At 66.2% G+C, this 23,676-nt stretch carries 24 protein-coding genes and 2 pseudogenes; 13 read left to right on the forward strand and 13 right to left on the reverse strand.

Translation table 11 applies throughout. The features are described 5' to 3' along the window. The first annotated feature begins 95 nt into the window (after window positions 1–95). Entirely contained in the window at window positions 96–620 is a 525-nt protein-coding gene (locus KPF47_RS35230) for a nuclear transport factor 2 family protein (protein ID WP_224392812.1), read from the forward strand. Window positions 621–632: 12 nt separating this feature from the next. On the opposite strand, the gene KPF47_RS35235 is transcribed toward KPF47_RS35230, so the two are convergent. The 4 genes from KPF47_RS35235 to KPF47_RS35250 form a co-directional block, all read right to left on the reverse strand. Next, on the reverse strand, window positions 633–1,007 hold the full coding sequence (locus tag KPF47_RS35235) for a hypothetical protein (RefSeq protein WP_224392811.1): 375 nt from the start codon (window positions 1,005–1,007) through the stop codon (window positions 633–635). Between the two features lie 524 nt (window positions 1,008–1,531). Further along, window positions 1,532–1,750: a hypothetical protein gene (locus tag KPF47_RS35240; protein WP_224389114.1), complete on the reverse strand. Its 219-nt coding sequence runs from the start codon at window positions 1,748–1,750 to the stop codon at window positions 1,532–1,534. A gap of 91 nt (window positions 1,751–1,841) precedes the next feature. Further along, window positions 1,842–2,144 (reverse strand): hypothetical protein, encoded by a 303-nt coding sequence (locus KPF47_RS35245; protein ID WP_224389115.1) that lies wholly within the window; start codon window positions 2,142–2,144, stop codon window positions 1,842–1,844. Window positions 2,145–2,659: 515 nt separating this feature from the next. Beyond that, on the reverse strand, window positions 2,660–5,662 hold the full coding sequence (locus KPF47_RS35250; RefSeq protein WP_224386186.1) for a Tn3 family transposase: 3,003 nt from the start codon (window positions 5,660–5,662) through the stop codon (window positions 2,660–2,662). A 527-nt stretch (window positions 5,663–6,189) separates the two neighbouring features. Here KPF47_RS35250 and KPF47_RS35255 point away from each other — a divergent pair. Next, window positions 6,190–6,783 carry a plasmid pRiA4b ORF-3 family protein gene (locus KPF47_RS35255; RefSeq protein ID WP_224386178.1) on the forward strand — a complete coding sequence of 198 codons (594 nt, stop codon included), beginning with the start codon at window positions 6,190–6,192 and terminating at the stop codon, window positions 6,781–6,783. Window positions 6,784–6,814: 31 nt separating this feature from the next. Here KPF47_RS35255 and KPF47_RS35260 read toward each other — a convergent pair whose 3' ends face one another. After that, the gene (locus KPF47_RS35260) at window positions 6,815–7,654 is read right to left on the reverse strand and encodes an IS5 family transposase (RefSeq protein ID WP_224386569.1); all 840 of its coding nucleotides are present in this window, start codon (window positions 7,652–7,654) and stop codon (window positions 6,815–6,817) included. A gap of 298 nt (window positions 7,655–7,952) precedes the next feature. Between KPF47_RS35260 and KPF47_RS35265 the strand changes: the two genes are divergently transcribed. The 4 genes from KPF47_RS35265 (at window position 7,953) to KPF47_RS35280 (ending at window position 9,844) form a co-directional block, all read left to right on the forward strand. Further along, complete coding sequence (locus KPF47_RS35265) at window positions 7,953–8,282, forward strand: Lsr2 family protein (protein WP_224392841.1); 330 nt, start codon at window positions 7,953–7,955, stop codon at window positions 8,280–8,282. A 12-nt stretch (window positions 8,283–8,294) separates the two neighbouring features. Beyond that, complete coding sequence (locus tag KPF47_RS35270) at window positions 8,295–8,447, forward strand: hypothetical protein (protein ID WP_224392842.1); 153 nt, start codon at window positions 8,295–8,297, stop codon at window positions 8,445–8,447. 33 nt (window positions 8,448–8,480) lie between these two features. Beyond that, on the forward strand, window positions 8,481–9,041 hold the full coding sequence (locus tag KPF47_RS35275) for a hypothetical protein (protein WP_224392843.1): 561 nt from the start codon (window positions 8,481–8,483) through the stop codon (window positions 9,039–9,041). A 620-nt stretch (window positions 9,042–9,661) separates the two neighbouring features. Further along, the gene (locus KPF47_RS35280) at window positions 9,662–9,844 is read left to right on the forward strand and encodes a hypothetical protein (protein WP_224392844.1); all 183 of its coding nucleotides are present in this window, start codon (window positions 9,662–9,664) and stop codon (window positions 9,842–9,844) included. Window positions 9,845–10,340: 496 nt separating this feature from the next. Here the strand turns inward: KPF47_RS35280 and KPF47_RS35285 are convergent, their stop codons facing one another. The 6 genes from KPF47_RS35285 to KPF47_RS35310 all read right to left on the reverse strand — a co-directional run bounded on the left by KPF47_RS35285 (window position 10,341) and on the right by KPF47_RS35310 (window position 16,344). After that, a complete protein-coding gene (locus KPF47_RS35285) occupies window positions 10,341–12,272 on the reverse strand; it encodes a type IV secretory system conjugative DNA transfer family protein (protein WP_224392845.1) in 1,932 nt (643 codons plus the stop codon). Window positions 12,273–12,350: 78 nt separating this feature from the next. Beyond that, on the reverse strand, window positions 12,351–13,559 hold the full coding sequence (locus KPF47_RS35290; RefSeq protein WP_224392846.1) for an amidohydrolase family protein: 1,209 nt from the start codon (window positions 13,557–13,559) through the stop codon (window positions 12,351–12,353). Between the two features lie 26 nt (window positions 13,560–13,585). Next, the gene (locus KPF47_RS35295) at window positions 13,586–14,758 is read right to left on the reverse strand and encodes a hypothetical protein (RefSeq protein WP_224392847.1); all 1,173 of its coding nucleotides are present in this window, start codon (window positions 14,756–14,758) and stop codon (window positions 13,586–13,588) included. Further along, window positions 14,755–15,276: a hypothetical protein gene (locus KPF47_RS35300; RefSeq protein ID WP_224392848.1), complete on the reverse strand. Its 522-nt coding sequence runs from the start codon at window positions 15,274–15,276 to the stop codon at window positions 14,755–14,757. The genes KPF47_RS35295 and KPF47_RS35300 overlap by 4 nt, the downstream gene beginning before the upstream one ends. 97 nt (window positions 15,277–15,373) lie before the next feature. Next, window positions 15,374–15,841: a hypothetical protein gene (locus tag KPF47_RS35305; RefSeq protein WP_224392849.1), complete on the reverse strand. Its 468-nt coding sequence runs from the start codon at window positions 15,839–15,841 to the stop codon at window positions 15,374–15,376. 50 nt (window positions 15,842–15,891) lie between these two features. Beyond that, complete coding sequence (locus KPF47_RS35310) at window positions 15,892–16,344, reverse strand: helix-turn-helix domain-containing protein (protein ID WP_224392850.1); 453 nt, start codon at window positions 16,342–16,344, stop codon at window positions 15,892–15,894. 579 nt (window positions 16,345–16,923) lie between these two features. On the opposite strand from KPF47_RS35310, the gene KPF47_RS35315 reads away from it, so the two are divergent. Together KPF47_RS35315 and KPF47_RS35320 are read left to right on the forward strand one after the other, a co-directional pair. Further along, entirely contained in the window at window positions 16,924–17,463 is a 540-nt protein-coding gene (locus tag KPF47_RS35315) for a hypothetical protein (RefSeq protein ID WP_224392851.1), read from the forward strand. Between the two features lie 579 nt (window positions 17,464–18,042). Next, entirely contained in the window at window positions 18,043–18,693 is a 651-nt protein-coding gene (locus tag KPF47_RS35320; protein ID WP_224388533.1) for a hypothetical protein, read from the forward strand. Window positions 18,694–18,911: 218 nt separating this feature from the next. Here the strand turns inward: KPF47_RS35320 and KPF47_RS35325 are convergent, their stop codons facing one another. Further along, on the reverse strand, window positions 18,912–20,474 hold the full coding sequence (locus KPF47_RS35325) for a CitMHS family transporter (protein WP_374108823.1): 1,563 nt from the start codon (window positions 20,472–20,474) through the stop codon (window positions 18,912–18,914). 200 nt (window positions 20,475–20,674) lie between these two features. On the opposite strand from KPF47_RS35325, the pseudogene KPF47_RS35330 reads away from it, so the two are divergent. Beyond that, window positions 20,675–20,863: pseudogene (locus tag KPF47_RS35330) on the forward strand (IS256 family transposase); the annotation flags it as partial. A gap of 24 nt (window positions 20,864–20,887) precedes the next feature. Here KPF47_RS35330 and KPF47_RS35335 read toward each other — a convergent pair. Beyond that, a pseudogene (locus tag KPF47_RS35335) lies at window positions 20,888–21,016 on the reverse strand (IS5/IS1182 family transposase); the annotation flags it as partial. Window positions 21,017–21,283: 267 nt separating this feature from the next. Between KPF47_RS35335 and KPF47_RS35345 the strand changes: the two are divergent. The 4 genes from KPF47_RS35345 to KPF47_RS35360 form a co-directional block, all read left to right on the forward strand. Continuing rightward, on the forward strand, window positions 21,284–21,595 hold the full coding sequence (locus KPF47_RS35345; protein WP_224388530.1) for a transposase: 312 nt from the start codon (window positions 21,284–21,286) through the stop codon (window positions 21,593–21,595). After that, the gene (locus KPF47_RS35350) at window positions 21,592–22,488 is read left to right on the forward strand and encodes an IS3 family transposase (protein WP_224388528.1); all 897 of its coding nucleotides are present in this window, start codon (window positions 21,592–21,594) and stop codon (window positions 22,486–22,488) included. Before KPF47_RS35345 ends, KPF47_RS35350 begins: the two co-directional genes overlap by 4 nt. 119 nt (window positions 22,489–22,607) lie before the next feature. After that, on the forward strand, window positions 22,608–22,901 hold the full coding sequence (locus KPF47_RS35355; protein WP_224388526.1) for a transposase: 294 nt from the start codon (window positions 22,608–22,610) through the stop codon (window positions 22,899–22,901). 47 nt (window positions 22,902–22,948) lie between these two features. Next, window positions 22,949–23,676 (forward strand): IS3 family transposase (locus tag KPF47_RS35360; RefSeq protein ID WP_308015576.1); only part of this gene is annotated, 728 nt, incomplete at its 3' end.

A 23,676-nucleotide genomic window follows, 5' to 3' on the forward strand; every position in this document is an offset into this window, starting at 1 on the left:
GATGGTCAGCAGCCCGGTCCGGAATGAGATACGGATACCGGGTGATGAGTACAACAACGATGACACGGCAGGCAGGGGCACGACCGGTGCTGAGGATGGTCGCAGGGGCAGCGGTGCTGCTGGCTGCTGCGGGGTGCAGCTCGGGTGAGCAGGAGCACGCTGGACATGCCCATCCTGCGGAGTCGGCGTCACCGGTTTCGACGTCGGCTCCGGTGCCGGTCGGGAGTAACGCGAAGCTGGTCACCGATTTCTACACCCAAGCGTTCGTCCACCGCGACGTTGCCGGGGCGTCGCAGATCTATGTCGCGGAGAGCTACATCCAGCACAATCCGCAGGTCCCCAACGGGCGGGCGGCGTTCGTGGACACGATGGGCCCGTATGTGAAAGACGGGGTGACATTCAGAATCGGCCGCGTGGTCGCCGAAGGCGACATCGTGGTGGTGCATGCCGAGTCCATCGAGAAGGACGGGCAGCGGTCCGCGGTCGCGGACTTCTTCCGCGTGGAGAACGGGAAGATCGTCGAGCACTGGGACGTCATCCAAGCCATCCCCGCCGACACCGCCAACGGCAACCCGATGGTCCCCGGCACTGCGACCTCACAGGCTCCGGGGCATCGGTAAAGGCGTTCCCGTTCACCTTGGCCGCGGTGGTCGCGCCGGGAGACGCCCTGTACTGAGGGACTGGTGCGCTCGGCGATCGCCGCTGGCGCGGCTGTCGTGGTGGGTGGTGACCTGGAGGTCGTCGGCGCCGATGATCCTGCTGGCGAGGTGTTCGATCTCGGTGGTGGTGAACTGGTCGGGCAGCGCGGCCGGGAGCAGGCGGAAACCGTCGCGGATGGTGTTGAGCGCGGTCGCGAGCCCGGCGACGGTGTCGCGGGCGACGACGTCGATCTGCACGGTGAGGAGGAGACGCTTGTGGCCCCAGCGGGCCGGGTTTCCGATCACCTCGGCGACCGCGCGGGACAGAACGCCGCGGCGCAGCAGCCCGGTGAAGTGCCCGGCGAGCACCTCCGCAGCCTGGTGGAGGTCTTTACCAGGCAGATCGAAATCTTGGCGGGCGATGACCAGCGCCTCACGAGCCCGGCCCGGCGGCCGGGTGGGTGGCGGTGAAGTGAGCACGGCGATCATTCTATTCACCGGCCGTTGTTCACTCACTCTGGGTGATCGAGGTGCCCGGTTTCGGTGATCGGGATGTTCCCGGCGGCGATGGTCCGGAGCACCCATCACACAGGCCCCGACCCACCCGTACAAGGCCCCGACAGGGCGGCCCTGACGGACGGCCGCGGCAGGGTGGGAGCGGCACCGTCTGGCTGGTGAGGTGTGGACACCGCGGTGCTGCCGCGTCGCTTCCGGTCCTGGCCCGCCCGGGGGCGGGCTGCGGTCCGGGTCGACGTGCCCACGACCCAGATCCAGACCAGGACTCGGCGTGCCCTGGCCCTCTGCTGAACCGCACGGGTTCGTTGCACAGGCCTCACTCTGTGGTGGTCATGAACTGGTCGCGGCGTAGTGGGGACGCTGTCTGCTGGCGGCCTCTACTTCGGCACGATGTGCAGGGTGAAGGTGCCGTCGGGCTGTTCGTCGCAGATCCCGATGTCGGGCGTGGTGCGTTCGGCCTCGGCGCAGGCGTGGATGGTCGGGTAGTTCCCGATTTTCTCGATGCTGAGAGAGTCGACGGCGGCGATCCCGGTCTGGATGAGCGCGACGACAGCAGCGCTCGTTCCGACGACGCGCAGAGCGTGCCCGATTTTCATGCAATCGTTCCCGTTCCCGGCCCGCGGTGGCGAAGGCCGGTGACGTCGAGTTCCAGGAGGTCAGCGCTGCCCTGGGCTCTGGTGGTGTTGGTCAGGTCCAGGTGACGGTGATGATCAGCATGGCGGTCACGAGAGCGAGCCCGACGGCGACGACGGCGAGCCAGATCCCGGCGTTGGCTGGTACGGGCGTCGCTCCGGGCGCGGTGGGTGCGTGGGTGGCGGCGGTGGTGTCGTGGGGGCCGCGGTCACGGCGGGTCCCGTTCTTGCGGCGGCGCCGGTCAGCGCTGCGACCGGTGCCGCGTTCGACGCGTCGGGGTGGGGTGGCCAGGGCGTCGTCGAGCGCGGCCCGGTTGAGCACGATGGTCGCGACCTCATCATCGCTCCCGCTGCTCATGCGAGCGGGCCGGTAGCTGCTTGCGCTGTCGCTGCCGGTATTGCCGTGTCGCGGCAGTGGTGCTGGTGGGCGCGGGTCGCTGCGATGGTGCGGGGCCGTGTTGCGGCGGGTGTCCACCGGCTCACTGTGCGCGATATGTGCGTTGTTGACCAGATTGTCGGAGTGAAGTCACCTCGATGGATCGGCAGAGTCACGACGCCGTGGACTCCCCGGGCCGCGGGCGTGCCCTGCTGTTGGGGGCGCCGTAGTATCCGGAATTTTTCGGGCGGATATGGAGGATGCAGGGCTGTGACCTCGTGGTTCGTGGGGATAGGTCAGATAAGCCGCGATTATCGCGTGTCTCAATCTATCGAGGCGGAAGCGACCATGGACTCGTCTCGACAGCAGTGGCCACGGAGTGCGCTGCCAGAGACGACAGTGGGTCTGAGCAGCGACGATGGGTGCTGTGGTGGCTGGCCAGTGAGTGAAACTTGCCCGATGACGGGGGCGTCGCGTCGTGAGGACGGCGAACCTGATCAGAACAGGGTGTCGCGGACACGTAGTGGTCGGTAGCCGGTCGGGCTGAGTTGGGCGAGTTCGCCGTCGATGTCGACCTCGATGGCGCCGAAGAAGTTGATGTTCTCCGAGTGGGCCGGGGAGATGTGGGCCAGGACCTCGTCGTCGATGCGGCGACCGGCGGCGCGCATCTGCTCGACGGCCAGGCCGTAGTACTCGGTCGTCCAGGTGACCACGGCGTTGGTGACGAGGGTGAGGCACCACGCCTGCTCGGTCTGTCCCTCCAGGTGTCGGGCGCGGATCATGCCCTCGTGGGCGTAGAGCAGGTCCCGCTTGAGCGCGTGCAGCGACTCGCCCTTGTTCAGCTGCCGGGAGATCTTGCGCCGGTAGGCCGGATCGGACAGGTACCGGGCGGTGTAGACGGTTCTGCGCAGCGCGCCGTACTCCTTGAGCGCCGCGGCGAGCGCGTTCTGCCGCCCGGACGCCGAGAGTTTCCCGACCAGTAGCGATGCGGTGGCGTGCCCGAACTTCAGCGACCCGGCCAGGCGCAGCAGGTCGTCCCAGTGCTCGGCGATCAGGTCGGTGTTGAGCTTGCGAGCCAACAGCGGCCCCGTCAGGGGGAACGCCGTCTCGGCCGCCGCCTTCGCACCCGTCCGGTAGAGAGTGATCTTGCCCAGGTCCCGGATCCGCGGTGAGAGCTGCAACCCGAGCAGGTCGAACAGCCCGAAGTTGACCAGGGTGACGCCGTGCGTGTCGGTGGCGTGCTCGGTGATCGGGATGTCGGTCGCGTTGCCGAGGATCTCGTCCAGGACGTAGTGCGCCTCGCGTTTCGTGGCGACGATGATCTTCGTGCCGTAGGTGGTATGCTGATCGGTCACGTGCGTGTAGGTCGACAGGCCCTCGTGCGCAAAATACCTGCTCAGAGCCCTGGCGGTGACCGACTTACCTCGCGTCGGGAACCGCTGACCGTCCGAAGAGGACAGCGTGCCGGTGCCGAACACCGGGGTCAGCGGCAGGCGCTGGTGGTAGCCGATCAGCGCCAGGTTCGCCGCCCGCAGCGTTTCCTCCCGTACGTACCACTCGGCGGTCCAGGCCAGGATGTCGTAGGAGATCCCGCACGCGTCCGCCATCCGTGTGAGCCCGAGGTTGGTGGACTGGGCGAGCAACACCGCGATCAGGTTCCGCTTCAGCTCGCGCGTGCGGGCCTGCTTGCCGCCGGCGTGGGTGAAGCAGTCCAGGAACCCGGTGCGCTTGTCCATCTCGATCAGCAGCGACACGATCGGCGCGAACGGCAGCATCTCGGTCAGCTCCGCCTTCAACGCTCTCGCCTCGGCCGGGATGTCCTCCGCGGTCAGCGGGGAGATCACCAGATCGCCGTCGTCGTCCAGGCGGACCGGGCCGTCGCCGTGGGCGAGCGTCGTTTCCAGCTTGCCCAGCGCGGTGTGCAGCTCGTCTTCGGCCTCGGCCAGGCCGGTGGCGGCGTCGGAGGGTTTGCCGACCAGTCGGCAGAACTCCGCCCGCTGATCCGCCCACTTGTCCTCGGTGAGCAGGTAGGCGGCCGGGTCGGAGTAACGGCGGCTGCCCGGCACGAACACGTCCCCGGTGCGCAGCCCGTCCCGCAGGGCCAGCAGCACGCACAGCTCCCAGTAATGCCGATACGCCGTCGCGCTGCGGTTCGCCGCGGCGGTGTCCAGGTAGCCGCGGAAGCGGGCCGGGACGAACCCGCTCGGCGCGTCGTCGGGGACCTTGCGGGCGCCGGTGGCGTTGAGCTCCCGCAGGATCGCCACCGCCTCCAGCAGCTCGGCCGCGGCGGTGCCGCCGGCGAAGGTCACGGCGTCGAGGACGTTCGGGGTGAACTGGCGCAGGTACCCGTACGAGCCGTCCAGCGCGGCGAGGTGCCCGTGATCGCGCGGCAGCGGCGGCAACGCGCTCGACTGCGCCGAACGCAGCCGGTCCCAGCCGACCCGCTCGCCCCGGATCAGACCGCCGACATCGCCGTCCGGCACCGCCGGGTCGGCCACGATGGCCAAGATCGCGTCCAAAAGCTCCTGGCGGTCCTCCCCGGACTTGGCGCGTTCGGCCAGATAGTCCCGCATCCTGTGCGCGGCCTTGCTCTCCCGCGCCGAGAGCGCCTGGTCGAACAGCGCCACCACCTCGTCGAGCACCTCGGTCGCCGACTGGGCCAGCAACGTCAGCAAGATCGGGTACCGGCGTTCCGGCTCCCGCCGTTCCAGCGCTTGGGCGGTGAGGCGGCGACCGACCGTGGCCAGGAACCGGCGGCGTTCGGCCGGCAGCACCGACAGGTCCAACGCGTGGGCGTCCATTCCGCGCAGGAACTCCAGCTTCGCGATCTCGGCCTTCACCGCCGCGGGCGAGGCCTCCACCGGCCCCTTCCCCAGCCACCGCAGCCGGGTCATCCCGATCTCCGAATCCACCACCAGCAGCCCGTCCAGCCCGACGCGGCGGGCGTCGGTGAACTCGTGCGCCAACCGGTCGAACGTCTCCTGCCGGGCCACCTCGCGGGCGTGGGCGACCCGCTTGACCACCGTCACCGGTCCCGGCCGGATCACCCGCGCCGAGATCAGGAACTCGCACGCCAGCCGGAACAGCAGCGTCGGCGAATCATGCTCCATCGCCCGCGCCAGCAGGAACTCGTCGAGCTCCTTGATCTCCAGCGTCGTCGGCGGCCGCCACCCCAGATACTGCGCCGCCAGCCGAAGATGCTCGGTGCGGGTCTTCGCCCGGCGCCCATACGAACCGATCACGGCCGGATCCACGCGCAACTGCTCAGCCAGGCGCACCACCGCCGCCTGCGGCGCCGACGCCACCTCATCCGGCACGAACCCCAACCACGACAACGAGCACACCGCGACCGCCAGACCCAGCCGATCCGCCGCGCCCCGGCCCCGACCGGGATCAACAAACGCAACGTCCGCCGGGGCCAGCGTGAAGAACCGGAACAACTCCTCCCGGCCGATCTCCGGGAACCGCCGCAGCCTCTCCAGCTCGACGTCTGTGAACACCGGAGCGACCACCCGACAACCTCCCGACCAGAACCCCAGAAACCCCCTGGTCAGGAGCCTACCCAGCCATATCCGCCCGATTATTCCCGGATACTACGGCGACCCCTGTTGCGGTGGTCGGGGTTGATGCGTCCGATCGGGGTGATCGGGACGTTCCCGGAGGTGACAGTGTCGACATCGCTGCCCGCCGTGATCGGCAGGCCTACGGCCCGCGCGGCTCCTGTTTCTGGAGTAGATCCAGACTAGAATCGCGGGGACCGCCGATCGGCTTTGACAGGCCGCGCTGTCGCTGCTGACAGCTGTGGCCCCCGTAGCCCAATGGCAGAGGCAGACCCCTTAGAGGTCATTTCAGAACGAGGTCGACGTGTCTGTTGTAGACGACAAGCGGCTATCTGACCTGCCGTTTGATCTGTCGTCGAGGGGTCAATGGAAACTCGACAAGTCGTTCTGAAACGACCTCTTAGACGTCGTTTCAGAAGTGGTGGGCCCGGTTCTGCCGGTGACGGCGGGGCTGGCAGCATCGGCTGATGGTCGCGCCTCGTGTGTCTGAGAAGACGAAGATTTTCGAGTTGGAGATCGTCCTGACCGAGGTGGTGCCGGCGGTCCGGCGTCGGGTGCAGGTGCCGGGCGAGGTCGACTTGGCGGTGTTACACGAGGTGGTGCAGTCAGTGATGGGCTGGACGAACTCTCATCTGCACGAGTTCGAGATCGTCGGGCGCCGCTACGGGATCCCAGACCCGGACTGGCCCGGACAGGATGTCGCCGACGAGACGAAAGAGAAGCTGTTTCGGCTGGTCAAGGCTGGTGACCGGTTCGGTTACGTCTACGACTTCGGTGACAACTGGGCCCACGAGATCACCGTCGAGGCGGTCGCGGCCGTCGAGCCGGGAGTGTGCTATCCGCGATGCGTCGCCGGGCAGGGGGCGTGCCCGCCCGAGGACGTCGGCGGGATCGGGGGGTATGAGGACTTCCAGGCCGTGCTCGCCGACCCTGACCATCCCGACCGCGCCGAGCGCCTGGAGTGGGCGGGCGGGCCGTTCGACCCGCACCGCTTCGACCCTGACGAGGCCGACCGGGCCTTGGAGTGGCTGGCCTGGCGGCCGCTGGCCCCGACCTCGTAGGCGAGTGCCTCAGCGAGGGCTGGGTCGACCATCACTTCGGCTTCGGCTTGGTGAGGCGGCGGTGGCAGATCAGGGCGCAGGCCAGCGATAACAGCGCGGTGATCGTGGATTCGGCGCGGTCGTAGCGCAGCGCGAGGCGGCGGAAGTCCAGCAGCCAGGACATGGTGCGCTCGACGACCCAGCGGACCCGCCCGAGCCGGGTGGAGTCCTCGATCCCGCGCCGGGCGATCCGCACCCCGATCCCACGCCCACTCAGGTAGCGGCGGCAGCGGGGATAGTCGTAGCCCTTGTCGGCGTGCACCTTGTCCGGCCGACGTCGCGGACGCCCCGGCTGTCCCGCCCGTTCGCGGACGCCGGGGTTGGTGTCCAGCAGCGGGGCGAGCATCCGACTGTCGTGGGTGTTCGCCCCGGTGACCAGCGCATGCAGCGGGAGCCCGCCTCGGTCGCAGAGCACGTGGTACTTGCTGCCCGCCTTCCCGCGATCGGTCGGCGAGGGCCCGGTGGCCTCGCCGCGGCGCTTGGCCCGCACGCTCACGCTGTCCACCGCCGCCCGCGACCAGTCCAGCAGGCCCTGCTGGGCGAGGCGGTCGAGCATCACCCGGTGCAGCTGGGCCCAGACCCCGGCCTGCTGCCACTGCCGTAGCCGCCGCCAGCAGGTCACTCCGGACCCACAGCCGAGCTCGGCGGGCAGCGCGTTCCAGCTGATCCCGGTCTTGAGCACGAACACGATCCCGGCCAGAGCGGCCCGATCCGGCACCCGCGGACGGCCTGTCCGTCCCCGCTTGTGCTTGCGCGGCTTGGGCAGCAGCGGCTCCACCAGCGCCCACAGCTCGTCGCTCACCAATCGCTCGACACAAGATCGCCGCGCCACGACCGGACATGATCAGCTACCAGCGCCGATCCACACAGGACCGACACGCCGACTTCTGAAACGACCTCTTAAACGGGTCACCGGTGTCGGTTCGACTCCGACCAGGGGCACCGTCGGGGTGCTGCGCAGATGTCATTTCAGCCGGTCACCTCTCCGGACCACCGTGCCCAGGCGGACGGTTTCAGGGGGCTCGGCGCGGTCGCGCCGGCCGACTTATTTCTGTAGTGTTTATTCTTGTTCGGGTTGCTCCGATTTGCGGTGGCTTCCACGGTGCGGTTCGGGATGTGAGGTCAGGGTTATGGCTCAGGTGACTCGGGTGGAGTTGGTGGATGACCTGGAGGGGGGTCCGGCGGATGAGACGGTGCGGTTCGGGGTGGAGGGGAAGTCGTATGTGATTGATTTGAAGTCGGAGAACGTGGAGCTGTTCCGGTCAGCGGTGGCGGATTTCGTGGCGGCGGCGCGGCGGGACACGGGGACCGGCGTGAAGAGTGTGCGGCGCAGCGGGTCGGGGCTGGGGCGTGCGGAGAATCGGGCGATCCGGGAGTGGGCTCGCAACAACGACTATCCGATTTCTGAGCGGGGCAGGATCCCGGCGCACGTGGCCACCGCCTACCACCAGAGCAACTGAGCAAGGGCAGCGATGGTCATCGAAGACGACCGAGAGAGCGCCGCTGAGGCCCTCGGCGAGGGCGTCGTCGGGGATCTGACGGTGGGAGTGGATGCCGATGATCGACGGGTCGGGTTCGGCGATGACGACTACGACTACGGGTTCGGTGGCGGTGTTGGTGAGTGAGGTCCGGGTGGCGAGTGTGAAGAGGTGTGGGTGGTGACGCCGACGGCGGCGTTCCCGGAGTTCAACCCCGCGGTCCCCGCCGCGCAGGGTTCACAGGGGTCGTCTGCGGTGCGGTCGATTCAGGGTGAGCAGGCCGACCGGGCGGGTGTGGTGCGGCCGCGGGCCTCAGATGATGATGTCGATGCCTACGTGGATGGGGTGTCGGATGAGGTCCTGGCGTGTCGGGAGCGGGGGCGGCATTTGTTCCCGACGATCCGGCAGGCGGGTATCCATTTCACCGGTGTCGATGAGACCGGGCTGTTGCTGCGGAGGTTGCGGTGTGGGTGTTGCCGGTTGGCGGTGAAGGTGGAGAAGTGGGAGGGCGCCCAGGTCGGGGGCCGGACCCGGTTCCGCCGTGTCGCCTCGAATCTGGAATACCGGGTGGGCGTTGATGGGGAGCAGTATCTGGCGCCGGCGGGGTCGGGGTTCATGACGCCGCGGCAGGTGGGGGACTCGGTCGCGTCGAAGGCGTTGTCGGGGTCCACGCTGGCGGCGGTGCAACGCGCCGCCGCCGAAGCCGCTGTGTCCGAAGCCGCTGTGTCGGACGAGCAGTGATGCGCCCGCACGGCCGGGCGTCTGTGTGTGGTGGTTGATCGGTCGTGGGTGTTCGCACGGTACGATTCTGTGACATCACCGGTGTCGAGTCTGATGATGTTGTGCATCATGAGTTGCAGATCGATCAGATGCGGGTGGAGATCGATCTCGTCGACACCGAGTATGAACGGCTCCTGGAAGTGTTGCGGCCGTTCATCGACGCTGGCCGGGTCGAAGCGTCCATCCCTGCCGGTCCCGCCGTTTCTGCTTCTGAGCCCGCTGCATCCGCTGTCGTTCCTGAGTTGATGTCGAACGGTAGTGCTGGGCGCCCTGTTGCTGCGGCTGGGGCTGTAGCGGCCCTACCCGTAACGGCGGCGCCGGTTGATTCGGACGCCGGCCTCAGCGCCCTCGGGGATGGTGGGGATCGGGATTTGTTGGCTGATTTGACGGTGATCGCGGCGGGGCGTGTGCGGGTGGGTTTGGTGGAGGCGGCGTCGTCGTTGCGGCAGTTGGATCCGGTGGCGTATGCGGGGTGGGCGGATCGGGTGTTGGCTCGGGAGCTGCCGGAGGCGGCGAAGCCGTATAATGATCAGTCGGGGCGGTGGGTTTCGACGAAGAAAATTCTTACGGCGCGCGGTCTTGTGCGTCACCGCCGGAAGTCCTCGAAGTCGCGTAAGTCGCTGAACTCTGCGTCGAGGTCCGGCGTGGCTAAGAGGTCATTTCAGAACGAGGTCGACGTGTCTGTTGTAGACGACAAGCGGCTATCTGACCTGCCGTTTGATCTGTCGTCGAGGGGTCAATGGAAACTCGACAAGTCGTTCTGAAACGACCTCTAAATCTGGATTGTTCTGAGGAATATTTTCAGGGTTTTGTTGATGTCTATGTAGGAGTGGTTGCGGGGTTTCGATGCCGGGCGGGAGCGATCCGAGTTATATGTATTCGAATGGTTGGTCAGGTAGCAGCGCGGATCATGATCCGGTTGTCGCGGCTCGGGCGGCGGGTGTGGTGGTATCGTTCGCCCGGGACGCGGATGATGCGCGGTTGTTGTTGGAGATGCTGGACCTTGTCGACGGTGCGTCCCGGTTGGCGCACTCTTTCCGGAGTGTAGAAGCATAGTTGCTGCGTGGCTCGTTCTGCATGCGCGGTCATCCCACTCCGCTGGCAGCAGCCGTCGTTGACTCTGCAGGCCCTTCGTTGTTGTTGTTTGTTGCTGACGAGGGGGATCCGGCTGCCCCTTCCGGAATGTTCGGGGTGTTGGCGCCGGGACACGACAACGATAACGCGCAGAATGTATTTCGCGTGTATTTCCTTGCCCGCTGGTCACGACACCGTGGACTCCCCGGGTCGGAGATAGCCGTCCTGGGTGATCGGGACGGTGCCGGAGGCGATGACGCCGACATCACGGCGTAGCTGGTCGCCGTCGGGGCGGTGGTAGGCGTCGATGGTGGTGGCGCGGATGACCGGCAGGTGCCGGTAGAGCAGCAACACCTCACCGCGCGGCAACGTGCGGATCGCCGCGGGTGGGTAGATCGGGACACGCTCGGTGGTGCGGGTTCCGCCGTGCGTGGCCGGGAGTAGCCCGCCGGTCGGATGAGTGTGGCGGTGGGAGATGCGATCGCCGATGATCTTTGAGAGCCAGGTCAGGGTGTCGTCGTCTTTGATGCCGCCCCACACGGCGAAGACCGTGGAGTTCTCGATCAGGTCGCGGGCTCGGGTGCCGTAGACGGCTTCGAGCTGGGACAACGATTGAGCGGCCCAGTGGATGAGGACACCGCGGCCGGCGGAGTCGGCCTGCATGGTCGGCAGGTCCGGTACCGGTGTGGCGGAGGGGAGTTCGTCGAGGACGATCGTGGCGGGCGGGTCCAGCCGCCGACCGGGGCGGGTGAGGGCGAGCCGCCGGGCGGTGGTGATCCACTCGTCGACGATGGTGGTCAGGATCGGGATCGCCGCAGCGTCGTTTTCCTCGGCGATCAGATACAGCGCACCGCCCTCGGTGATGAACTGCTCCAGGTCGTAGGAGGTGGCCGGGTCGATGTCACACAGCGCCTGAACGCGTGGATCGGAGAACGGTTCCAGGGCGCGGCGCACTGACATCCAGACCGCGTCAGCGGTCTCGGCGACCATCCCGAGTTCAGCGACCAGGGCGGCCCCGAGGTGCTGGAATTCGTCGTGGCTGGTGAGGATCGTGACCGCTTCCCGGGCGGCGGCGCGGTCGGTGGCCCAGCGCGCGACCTGTCCCAGCCCGCTGACGTTCCTGCCCCCGCTGCTGCTGGTGGGGGCGTGGGCGGCGGCGAGGAGGTAGGCGCCGACCACACCGATCGCTCGTTGGCGGAAGACGCGGTCGTTCCCGGCGCCGCGCCCACCACCGGCTTCGATGCCGGTGGCGGCGGCCTCGACCAGGCGTTTCGCGGTCGCCCACGCTTGTTGTTGGTCGCGGCAGCCGTGCAGCGGGGACCACGGCAGCACCGCGGGCCAGGCGGTGGTGCCGGTCAGATCGAACACGAGAACGGGTCCCGCGTCGGGCCGGCGAGCGCGGGACAACGCCGACAGCTCCAACAGATCCGGTTTCGTGGTCGAGCACAGCAACGCGCCCGGGGCGTCGATGCAGATCCCGCACAGCCAGCAGCGGGTCTTCCCGGACTGGGTCGGTGCCAGCACCCCGGTCGGGTTCGTAAACGGCGCCCACAACTGACCGCACGCCGCACACGTCGGTAGCGGGATCCCCACCTCCCCCGGCGCCGCCGCACGGACCTGGGCGGCACTCATACCCGGCCGAGTCCGAGCGGCGGAGGCCCGGCACGCCTTCACCGACAGCTCCGCGGCGATCTCAGCAGTGGTGGCATGCCCAGCCGGGACCGGCGCCACCCGCGCCAGCGCGGTGCTGACCAGCCCCGGACGGGACCGCCGCGACCGGCGACCACCCCGACGCCGTCGTGCGGCGGCCCAGCCCGCGATCATCATCGCGGCCACGAGCACCGTCGCGGCACCAATCAGGCAATTCCGGAACAAGCCCGGCACCACGAACAGATGTGCAGTGGTCGACCCGGCCGGGGCCGGAACCCGCAACAGCCGCCCCACCAGATCGACAACATCCGCAGGCCCAAGGAATAGCCACCGCGGCGCACCGGAAATCAGCCCGGCGACCAGGGCAGCGGTCTCGACACACACCAAGACACAGGCACCGAGGAACACGGTGATCATCAGGTGGGCGTAGTCGTCTTTCCACGACGAGGCTCCTGGTGTAGTGCTCACACCTGCTCCCTCACTGTTGTACACGATCGCACCAGCCCGATTGTGGTTGCTCGTGTGTGATTGCGACTATGGCCTGAGTCAGACGACACGGTGCCCGCGCGTCATGACGAGGTGCAGGCGGCGCAGGTAGTCAAGATCGTCGCGCGGGTCCCCGGACGCAACAATAAGGTCAGCATAGAGTCCTGCACGGATCCTGCCGGTCTGTTCGCTGATTCTGAGATTATCGGCTGCTGTCCCGGTTACGTGGGTGATGACTTCGGAGCGTGTGAATCCGCGCTCTACGTAATGCTCCAAGGAGGTCGGGAAGTCGTCAAAAATAGCATTGGGCAGGCCGGAATCGCTGCCGATGAGAATTGGCACCCCATGTGCTCGGAGCCATGGCAGGTGGTCACCGATCCGGTGGTCATCGGGGAACGGTAAAAGATCGGCTAGCATCCGCCACTGAGGCGGTGCGGTATCGCCTGCAATAATTGATGCAGTGGCCATCTTGCTTGCGATCTCATCGGAAAGGTCCATCTTTTTCTTAGCTGCCCACCAGCCGCAGTGCTCAATAGTGTGCACGCCAGCATCAACGCATACCTTGATCGTTTTTGTGGCGTGCGCGTGGGCGGCTACAGGGGTCCCATAAGCGCTCGCTCGCCGGACGATGTAGGCCAGGTCGGAAGAAGAGAACTGGGAGTCGAACATCGACGGTCCGCGCGGCGTCATCTGGCCGCCACCAGCCATGACCTTGATCCAGTCCGCTTTCGCTGCAGCGAGTCCTTCGATATGTTTGTCGATTTGGCTGTGGTTAGCGACTTCCCCGCCGAGGAACCAGCAGTGACCTTGGGGGATGGTGAGTGGGGTTCCTGAGGAAAGGATACGAGGCCCCAGGGTTTCGCCTCGGTCAATCTGATCTCTGAGCGAGATCACGAGTCCCCGACTGTCTCCGAGATCTCGCACTGTTGTGCACCCACCTGTGAGCACTGATAGGGCGTTCCTCTGGATCAGATTTGTCAGCGTGGTGTGATCGCCGTCAGCGGCGGTAGCGAAAGGCTGTGGGCTCAGGTCACCGCAGAGGTGTACGTGGGCGTTGATCAGGCCGGGCAGTAGCGTTCCGCCCGGAAAGTCCAGCCGTGTAGCGCTGGGTTCAGCATGAATACTGACGTCTGCAAGGTCGCCGACAACGTGGATCACGTTGTCACGGACAAGTACCGCCGCGGGGCGAGGCGCGGTGGCCCGCTGTCCGCCTGCGATTGTTTCCGGATCTCCATCGATGATGTTGGCGGCGGTGATGAGAGTGTCCATTGGCGGCAACTTTCCGAACTATGAGGTCAGAGGGAGCTGTTTTCCGGTTCTGCTTGAATGACGGCGTACTCCTTGAGATAGATCGGGCCTACGCGGCCGAGCGCCAGGGATACAGATATCAGATGTTTGACTACCTGGTCATCGTCGGTCGTATCGAACGGAACTCCGGCTTCAGGTAAAGAGTCGAGCACCCGGGCAAGGGCCAGCGGCCGCCCCCCGGTATCATTATTGCGATTGCGCCCGTACCCGTCCTGACACCGCTGAACGCGTTCGCCAGAGATATCCCGCATCAGTTGTGCCAGCTTGCATCGACCGGAATTTAGGAGAGAATTGTCGGTGTCGGTGTCGGTGTCGGTGTCGGTGGGCTGTGCTGGGCGTTGCAGCCCCGGGTAAGCCCATTTTATCGCGTCGTTCAGGGGGCGAAGCTTCTGCCACCGGCGAGCTCTAGAATAGAGGTGTGCCAGGTTTCGGAAGCCGTCCACCATCGCCGGGAGCAGCAAGCCTACGATAAGTGTCGGGAATCCCGTGACGACGAAAAGTTTCTCGGAGACTGATGTGATCAGAGGACGTTCGCCCGAGACGAAGTGACTGAAGCTCTGTCCTATATCCCGGCTCAGCCGAGTACAGATGAGGAGGAGATCTCCTGCCGCTGCCACTGCGGCCGACCACCGCAGCAAACGATTCCGGAAGGTCCGCGCAAATATAATATTCCACCGCAGCTGTGAGATCAGACAGTATAGAACGTATCCGCCGATCACATAGTAGAAAAGAAGCACGTGGAAGTGGGCGAGATTCTCGTCAGACGCATACAAGCTCACCCCCGGCGGCAGCGTGACAGCAAGCACGCACATCGCGACGATAGTCGCACACAGGGCAGCTGCTTCCAGGAGAAGCCGCTTTCTACGGAGGCGCCCGTCAGCGCTCTTGTACAGGTGGAGTAGCTGAAGACCAAAGAACCCCATAGCCTGAGGGATGTTCCGAAACACGACCCCTTCCGATGTACTGCCATACGTCGACAGAAATTCAATCGGCGAGTTTTCGCGAACAGTGGTCGCAATCATCAAAGCAAAGAGGATTGTCACGACCCCCCAGGCTGCCCAGTTGGACGGATCGCGCCGAATCTCGTTCACCTTATACGTGATAGCAGCGAGGAATGATATGCCGATGGCCGTAATGATGATCTGGGCAGCGACGTTCACCGGAACCCCCGCAGGGCGCGCCCGCCGACGGCACGTGCGTAAAGACGTTCACTCTCACTAAGACCGCTAGCGTCGATATCAATCAAAGGAGCTGGTCGATTTGCCATCTCAACGAGGATAGCGGCGGAGGTCTCCGCCTCCCACTCTTTCCAGGAGCTGAAATACTTGCCCGCCCCGGGCTCCTGATTTTCTTTGTCGATCTCTGTGAAGTTTCCACAGAGCATCTCCCCGCCGCGGGGGTGATTCCGCGCGATATGAGTCAGCTCATGACATATTATGTAGCTTTGGTAAGGAATTGACACGTCCGCAGCATGGACGATGAGGTACTCGTCAGGGAACGGAACTAGCGATCCGAACCCGACTCCGGATACTCCTGGAATCGTGTGGCCTTCAACGTTGATACTCTTGCCCAAACGTTCGGCTAGTCTCTGACACAGGATCCATGGGTCCAGCCTGCTCACGATTCCGAGATCCTTTAAAAGCGTCCGCCAAAATTTTCTGAGCTCGGCATCTGTCATCGGGATCTGCAGGCAATCATCATGGGGCGTCGGTGCGACCATTGGGCGGCGGTCTCCTGCATGTCGTGGTGACGGTCCGTAGGGCGGTGTGGCACGATCAGTTCTGCTGCAGCTGGTATTGACGATTTCGAGATATTTCAACCAACTTCACGCAGATGGCTGCTCGGATGGGACGAGCTGGCTGAACACGACACACCACCGGCCTATCCACGCCACTCTCAGAGAGAAGACGTACTAGCAATTCCTCCTCTGCTCGTTCCGCCACCGCGCTGTCGGTGATATATCCGTCTGCCACCCCAAGTGTCCGCGTAAAAAATTCCGTAAACTCTGGCGCTATGACGCGATCGCGACCGCGCATCACATCGTCGAGTGCGTCCAAATCAGCTCTTCGAAAAGTGCCGTCAGTGATCCGCTCCAGTCGCGCACGGAGTCGCCGACTCGTGGTTCCGCTGGCGGCATCATCGAAACGTCCACCCTCGCACAGAAACCCGAGCCGCCGGAGCCGATCCAACGGACCGAGCAACGCAACCGAATCATAGAGAAGGCGCTCGACCTCAGCATCCATGCCAGACCCGGTTCGTGAAGACTCTTCCGCGCAGCCGATAGCCAACGTGTTCAGACGTCATCCGCACTGCTGCTCTCCTTCGTTCGACTCCGCTTCTGGATGAGGTCGGTCAGCAACTCATCGAACGCGACTCGCTGGCTCGCATTAAGAGCCGCGGCGCGATAAGCAACATCCTGCACCTGGGCATCCCGCATAGCGGCGCGAAGACTTATCTGTGCCTCCACCGCACGGACTGCCTCGGGATCATCCAGCAGGTACCCGACACGCACTCCGAAAAAGTCCGCGATGCCCTTCAGGACCCGAAGCGTCGGGTTCCCCGTCATCCCCCGCCGCAGCTGAGACAGGTACGACTCCGACAACTCGACGTCAGCCTCATTGACCGCCGCAACGAGCTCTCGCCCGCTGTACCGACGGTCCTCGCCCTCCGGACGAACATGCTCGAACAGGTAGTTCAGCCGCGCGGTCAAGCCACCATCTGAGCTGCCGTCCGTCGTCGCTGCCATCGCGCGCTGCCTCCTCGCTGAGCGGCGCCCGCCACCCCCGAGCGAGGCTACGGGATTTATCGGCGTGCATGTCTGGTTGATGAAGTTCTGGCGAAGTGCCCGTCTGGTCCTGTACCTTCACTATCGTGATTTGATCAGATACATCCAGCGGTGCACCTCAGAGGGAGGTTGAGCGATGGAGGACCCGTCCAGCAGTCACGTGCTACACCAGAGAGCTGGCGACCTTACCCCTGGTGGAAGCACATGGAGGCCGCAGTCTCAGCTTCTCGGCACCGTCCATGGGGCGTCGGTTTGATGCCGCGCCGGCGCGTCCCGACGCCCCCAACGACTTCGTCCACATGGCGAACAGCCCCAGGACTTGGCGAGAGCCCAGGCCTCCCCGCCATCCCGATCGACGAGACCTCACCACCAGCGGCCGTGCACGTCATCACACCGAGAGGTCCACGCTCCACAGCTCTCGCCGAAGTCACAGCGCCTGATGAGACCGAGACGGATGCCGAACTGACTCCACCACAGATCCGCCTCGATGAGGAGATTTCTCCGACGAAGCCTCAGGCCCGCCGGCGATCCCTGACTCGTGTGTCCGTCGAGCCGTCGTTCACCCGGTCGGTTCGGTCGTGGGAGCGGGTGTCCGATGTGGAGGCGTCGTCGTTCGCGGGACGGTTCGCGTGTGATTTCCAGTCGTTCGACGAGGACGATCCGTGGCGGCGTGCCGAGGTCCTCCGCGAAGTCCTCGCGGACGCGCAGGCCTCTACGTGGGGCTGGTCGGGTGTCGGTCGTCAGCGGGCGGATGCGCCGTTGCCGGGGCGGTTGTATCGGCGGTCGGACACGGTGGTGTTCGTCGAGGTGCTCGTCCGCGCCACCCCGTACATCCGTGCTCCGGTGCCTGGTCCTGGCGCCGATCCCGAGAACGAGAGTGAACGCGGCGGCCTGGCGGAGCCGCCGGGGACGATCGGCCGCTCCTGCGCCCCACCGGAAGCGGATGCGTCGTGGACCGCGGCCGAGCCGCGCTGGGTGCGGATGACGGTGCCGGTCACTCGTGCCCCGGAGGACGGCCGTCTGGTCGTCGATCCTGGTCTGTTGTCCGGGCCTGTCGATGAGCAGGCAGGTAGCCGCTGATGTCGAGCAGTAATCACGTGCCGTCTCCGGTGGAGACCGCGGCGACGACGGCGCCGTCGTGGCTGGCCGATGGGCTGCGGCGTGGGCCGCTCCCGGCGCCCCGAGCACGCCCGAGTCGATGGCGGCCGCAGCGGCGGCTCCGAAGTCCCCGTCGAGCAGCCGGCGCCGAGCGAGTCCCCAGAGCAGCTGTTGTCTGCTGCCCCTGGCGCTGGCCCGCGGCCCGTTCGGCCTGCGGCCGAGCCGCCGGGAACGGCGGCGGCGCCGTTCTGGAACACCGACGACGCCGTAGGCTCTGTCGGCCAGGACACTCCGGTGGTCGGTTTCTCTGACGGTGGTGCGTTCGCCGATGTGGTGCGCCCGAAACTCGTGGCGCCGACCCGCGGCTGGCGGGCCGCCGTCTACGCCGTAACCGGTGCATCCGCTTCGCGCGCTCACGCATCTCGTTGCTGAACTTCCTCGGTGCCGGCACGATCTCCACCCTTCCGTGGGATCAGAGCCTCCACCACTCCCGGGGCGCTTCAGGAGGTCAGCGCGAACCTGCGGGTCAAGGAAGTCAAGATCAGCGACACCGAGCGGTTCGTGGTCTGCCACAACCCCGACGCCGCCGACCGGGACGCCGCGGTCCGCGCGAACCTCGTCGAGCGGCTCGAAACGATGATCGAGACCTCCGATCGGTTGTCGCCGACGAAGCGGGCCGAGCTGCGCGGGGTGATCTCCACCAAGCCTGGGCTGAACCGGTTCCTGCGCGTCACACCGGGCGGGCTGCTCCGCGTCGACGCCGCAAGGATCACCGCGGACGCGAAGCTGGACGGGAAGTACCTGCTGCGCACCTGCGATCCGCACCTGCCGACTGAGGACATCGCGCTGGGCTACAAGCAGCTGCTGGAGGTCGAGCGCGGCTGGCGGGACATGAAGCAGGTCCTGGACCTGCGGCCGGTCTATCACCGACTCGAGGACCGCATCCGCGCGCACGTCGTGCCCTGCTGGCTCGCACTGCTCCTGGCCCGCGTCGTCGAGACCCAGGCCGGCGCCCCCGACCAGGCCACGACCTGGCCCCGCGCCCGCGACCAGTTACAGCGCCTGCACGTCGGCATCTTCACCGGCCCGGCCGGGCTGTTCCGCCAGACCACCCCACCCAGCGCCGAGGTCCGGCGGCTGCACCAGGTCCTCGACATCGCCCTGCCGCCGCGGATCCTCGACCTCGACACCGAGCCGTCCACAACGCCCTGACCAGGGACAACACCGCCGCCTAGTGACACGACATGTCACCAGGCCGACACCCGTCTCCCCAGCTCAGACTCCCTATCCGGGCACTTTCATCGGACAGCAGCTGCGGAACCCAGGTCTGCCCACGAACTGCGGAACCCGGGCAGAACGCCCGCACGCACCGGTGGGGCGGCCCCCGGGGAGTCGAGGCCGCCCCACCGGGCGAGGCAACGCAGCACTGGTCAGCCGAGGGGGATGACTCCCAGCGCGATCGCCGTTGCCATCATCACCAGCGAGCACACCGCAGCCCGCCAGATGACCTTCTTATGGTGATCAGCCAGGTCGACCTTGGCCAACGACACCAACAACAGCATCGCCGGAACCAGCGGGCTGGTCATGTGCACCGGCTGCCCGATGAGCGCCGCCCGGGCCATCTCCACCGGTGTGATGCCGTAGTGCCCGGCCGCCTCGGACAGGATTGGCAGGATCCCGAAGTAGAACGCGTCGTTGGTGAGGAAGAACGTCAACGGCATGCTCAGCACGCTGACGATCACCGCGAACCAGGACCCAACCTCCGGCGGCACCGTCGCGACGATCCCGTTCGCCATCGCCGTGACCATCCCGGTACCCGACAGCACTCCAACCAACACCGACGCGGCGAACACCATCGCCACCACTGCCACGATCGAACTCGCGTGCGCAGTGACCGCAGTGACTTGATCAGCAGGACGGGGGAAGTTCACCACCAGCGCGATCGCCGCCGCAGCGACGAACACCAGCGACAACGGCAACGCGTCCAACCCCAGCACCATCAGCAGCGCCACGGTCAAAGCCAGGTTGAACCAGATCAACTTCGGACGCAGCGTCGGCCGGTTCGGATCCAACACCCCACCCACAGCGATGAACCCATCCCCAGGACCGGTTCTCACCCCACCAGTACCGTCCCCCCCAGCCACGACGGCCCCACCGCCCGTGACATCTGCACCGGCCGCGGCGGTTGCACCGAGCGGGAGCTGCCCGTCAGAACCGGCCCCCCCGATACCGCCGGTGCCGGGTTCTGTCGGCGCGAGCTGCGCCGCGCCGACCTTCTCAGGGACCTGCTCAGGAACGCAGTCACCGCCACGGTCGGGGTCGAACTCGGCGGCGACGACCGGCAACGACCGACCCGCCGCGGCAAGCCTCTTCCGCTCCGACCGGCCGAGGAGCCAGGCTAGGACCAGCACCGTGACCATTCCCAGCGCCATACTCGGGACCATCGGGTTGAACAGCTCCGAAGGCGACACGTTCAACGCTGTCGCCGCCCGAGCGGTCGGCCCACCCCAGGGCAGAATGTTGAGCACCCCGTTAGCCAGATTCGCGACCACGGTCAACACCACCGGGCTCAAACCCAGGCGCAGATAGATCGGTAGCAACGCCGAGACCGTGATGATGAACGTGGTCGACCCGTCCCCGTCGAGCGAGACCACCCCGGCCAGGACCGCGGTCAGCACGACCAGGCGGACCGGGTCGTTGCTCACCGCGCGCAGCACGAACCGGATCAACGGATCGAACAACCCGACATCGATCATCGTCCCGAAGAAGATGATCGCGAAGAACAACAACACCGCGGTCGGCGCGAAGTCCTTCATCGCCGCCGTGATCGACTTGACGACCCCGTCCTCGCTCGGCTCCGCGATCCCCGTACCGACCGCGACTAGAGCGAAGCTCAACGGCACCAACACCAGCGCCAAAGTCGGCGCAAGCCGCTTCGACAAGATCAAATACATGAAGACCGCGATCATCGCGGACCCCAGAGCGATAAGCATGCAGGCCCTCACCAAGGTCGACCGATTCGCGGACAGTAACCAGCCACCCAGCCCTGTCCGCAACATATGATCACGAAGAAACTAACGGTCACGCTGCGCACTAAACCCGCTGGGTCGCCTCCCTGGAGGGTTTGTCCCAGGAACGGTGTTTTCGGCCCGACGCGCCGGGCGGGGGTCCGGCGGGATGGGCACTGTGAGTGATGACATCGGACCGTGTGAGTCCAGGTGAGTACGAGTCCGGGCCGGGGCGTGAGCTGACGGCCGAACAGGCCGCTGCGGCAGCGATGGTGACCGACGCGCGCGCCCGGGGGTTGGCGTTGACCGGCCCGGACGGGCTGTTGAAGCTGTTCACCAAGAACGTGCTGGAAGCAGCGTTGAACGAGGAGATTGAGGTGTTCTCAGTAGCGCGGTGATCATGTTGTGCGGTCGTGTTCGATGTGGAGTAGCACGAGCGCGGCGGCGGTGATAGCGCCGATCCGCCAGGGACACAGCGTGATCCGCCGTAGCGCTGCGAAGGTGGTTTTGAGCAGGGCGTTTCCTCGTGCAGGTAGCGGTAGGCGGTTGCGGTGCTGATCGTGTTGTCGGCCGCCAGGCGCGCCACACGGCTCGCATCGAGGAACCACCGCAGGACCAGGACCGCCTGGGCGACGGGGGCCAGAGCACGGCGACCGGTTCGGGTGCCACAGCGGGCACGTTCACCGGCCAGAAGCCGAGCCAGGGAGCCCACGGTGGGCTCCCTGAGGTTTCCCCCGCTTTGCCGGAGTGTCTGAACACTGGTTCGATCTTGAGGGCCAGGAAGGAAGGCACTGGTGCCCGCACCGAAAAAGTACCCCGATGAGCTGCGCGAACGAGCGGTTCGGCTGTATCGGGAGTCCGACCCTCGCCCGACGTTCCGGGGGCTCGCCGAGCAGCTCGGGGTGCATCACGAGGCCCTGCGCAACTGGGTCCGTCAGGCCGAGGCAGACACCGGCGAGCGCCATGATCGGCCGTCGACCGACATGCTCGCCGAGAACCGCCGGCTCGCGCGGGAGAACGCTGAGCTGCGGCGGGTCAACGAGGTCCTGCGCGCGGCGAGCGCCTATTTCGCCAGCGAGATCGGCCCGACCCGGAGGAAATCATGAGCTTCGTCGATGCCCATGATTTCCCCGCCGGTCTCGTACTACGGGTCCTGAACATCGCGGCCCCGACCTACTACGACTGGCGCGCCCGCCGCGCGAACCCCTCTCAGCGGCAGCTCGACGACGCCGTCCTGCTTGAGCAGATCGTGAAGATCCGCTCGGTGAGCGAGTTCGCCACCACCTACGGATCCCCGCGGGTGTGGCTGGAGCTGCGCCGCCAGGGCGTGCACGTCGGGCGCAAGCGCGTCGCTCGGATCATGCGCGAGCACGGCCTTCAGGGCGCGCACCTGCGTCGCGGCTGGAAGGGCGGCTCGACCCGGCAGAATCCGGCCCACCGCCCGGCGCCGGACCTGCTCGAACGCGACTTCACCGCGACCGCGCCCAACCGGGTGTGGGTGGCGGACCTGACTCGCATCGTCACCGGTGAGGGCGTGTTGTGGCTGGCCTCGGTGCGGGACGCGTTCTCCAACCGGGTCGTCGGCTGGGCCACCGACCCGCGAGCCACGACGGTGCTGGTGCTGACCGCGCTCAACCACGCGCTGCGCTCCCGGAGCCTGCGTCCCGGTCAGTTGATCTTTCACAGCGACAAGGGGGCCCAATACACGGCACTGCGATTCACTCAGCGCCTGGTCGACGCGGGTGTCGCCCCGTCGACAGGGTCCACAGGGGACAGCTATGACAACGCCCTCGCCGAGAACCTGTGGTCCACGCTCAAGATCGAGCTGCTCTACTGGCCCGGGACGGGCTTCGCGACCCGCTGCGAGGCCGAGCATGCGCTGATCCGCTACCTCGACGGCTGGTACAACCCGCGCCGGATCCAGGCCCGCCTCGGAGGGCTCTCACCCGACGAGTACGAAGACGACTATCGTCGCGCCCAGCGCGACGCCGACAGGTAACCCGCACTCCGGCAAACCGGGGGAAGCTCACCCTGATCGGGAGCACACCGGTGAGCTTGGCCCCTGGTACCGGACACCTGTCCTGAGGCGGACGCCGTCCGCCGGGAAGGATGTCGTTCGTGCCCGCTCCTCACCCGCCGGAGTTCCGGCAACGCGCTATCGACCTGGCCCGTTCGAAGGTCAAGCCGATCTCGGAAATCGCCAAGGACCTGTCGTTGTCGGAGTCGTGTCTGCGGAACTGGGTCTCCCAGGCCGACGCAGACGACGGTGACCCGCGCTCCACACGTCTGTCGAGCGCGGAGAAAAGTGAGATCGTCGAACTCCGAAAGAAGGCCCGCCGGATCGAGATCGAGAACGAGATCCTCAAGCGTGCTGCCGCGTACTTCGCCCGGGAGAACATCCTCCCAAAGTAGTTTTCCCGCTGGTCCGTGAACTCGCCGACGATGGATTCGACGTCGCGGTGACCTGCCGGGTCCTTGGCGTCCGCCGCCAGGGCTACTACGAATGGCACTCCGGGGCGACATCGCTACGGACGCAGGAGAACGAACTGCTCCTCAAACACATCGAGAAAATCCACGCAGAGTCCCGGGGCACCTACGGATGGCCACGTGTGCACGCCGAGCTCACCCTCGGACTCGGTATCACGGTGAACCACAAACGCGTCGCTCGGCTGATGCGCCAGGCCGGGATCCAGGGCCTCTACCGGCGACGCAACCACGGCTGCACCGTCCGGGACCAGCACGCCGACCCCTACACCGACCTGGTCGACCGCGACTTCACCGTCGACGGACCGGATGAGATCTGGTGCACCGACATCACCGAACACCCCACCCGAGAAGGGAAAGTCTACTGCGCGGCAGTCATCGATGTATTCTCCCGGAAAGCAGTCGGATGGTCCATCGCCGACAACATGCGCACCGAACTCGTCATCGACGCCCTCGGCATGGCCATACTCCGCCGACGCCCGCAATACCACGCCACGATCCTACATTCCAACCACGGCACCCAATTCACATCATGGGCATTCGGTCGACGTCTGGTCGCCGCTGGAATCGTCCCATCGATGGGCTCGATCGGAGATTGCTACGATAACTCTCTGGTCGAATCATTCTGGGGTACCATGCAACTCGAACTGCTCGATTCCAGAACCTGGAAAACCCGCGCAGAGCTTGCCACCGCCATCTTCGA

This window comes from Pseudonocardia sp. ICBG1293, assembly GCF_020131355.1.
Taxonomy (GTDB): domain Bacteria; phylum Actinomycetota; class Actinomycetes; order Mycobacteriales; family Pseudonocardiaceae; genus Pseudonocardia.

Excerpts from the sequence above, each read along its gene's own strand:
- KPF47_RS35240 (WP_224389114.1), bottom strand. The coding sequence starts at position 1,750 with ATGAAAATCGGGCACGCTCTGCGCGTCGTCGGAACGAGCGCTGCTGTC.
- KPF47_RS35230 (WP_224392812.1), top strand. The coding sequence starts at position 96 with ATGGTCGCAGGGGCAGCGGTGCTGCTGGCTGCTGCGGGGTGCAGCTCG.
- KPF47_RS35350 (WP_224388528.1), top strand. The coding sequence starts at position 21,592 with ATGAGCTTCGTCGATGCCCATGATTTCCCCGCCGGTCTCGTACTACGG.
- KPF47_RS35265 (WP_224392841.1), top strand. The coding sequence starts at position 7,953 with ATGGCTCAGGTGACTCGGGTGGAGTTGGTGGATGACCTGGAGGGGGGT.
- KPF47_RS35310 (WP_224392850.1), bottom strand. The coding sequence starts at position 16,344 with ATGGCAGCGACGACGGACGGCAGCTCAGATGGTGGCTTGACCGCGCGG.
- KPF47_RS35255 (WP_224386178.1), top strand. The coding sequence starts at position 6,190 with ATGGTCGCGCCTCGTGTGTCTGAGAAGACGAAGATTTTCGAGTTGGAG.
- KPF47_RS35325 (WP_374108823.1), bottom strand. The coding sequence starts at position 20,474 with ATGCTTATCGCTCTGGGGTCCGCGATGATCGCGGTCTTCATGTATTTG.
- KPF47_RS35270 (WP_224392842.1), top strand. The coding sequence starts at position 8,295 with ATGGTCATCGAAGACGACCGAGAGAGCGCCGCTGAGGCCCTCGGCGAG.
- KPF47_RS35300 (WP_224392848.1), bottom strand. The coding sequence starts at position 15,276 with ATGACAGATGCCGAGCTCAGAAAATTTTGGCGGACGCTTTTAAAGGAT.
- KPF47_RS35245 (WP_224389115.1), bottom strand. The coding sequence starts at position 2,144 with ATGAGCAGCGGGAGCGATGATGAGGTCGCGACCATCGTGCTCAACCGG.
- KPF47_RS35290 (WP_224392846.1), bottom strand. The coding sequence starts at position 13,559 with ATGGACACTCTCATCACCGCCGCCAACATCATCGATGGAGATCCGGAA.
- KPF47_RS35305 (WP_224392849.1), bottom strand. The coding sequence starts at position 15,841 with ATGGATGCTGAGGTCGAGCGCCTTCTCTATGATTCGGTTGCGTTGCTC.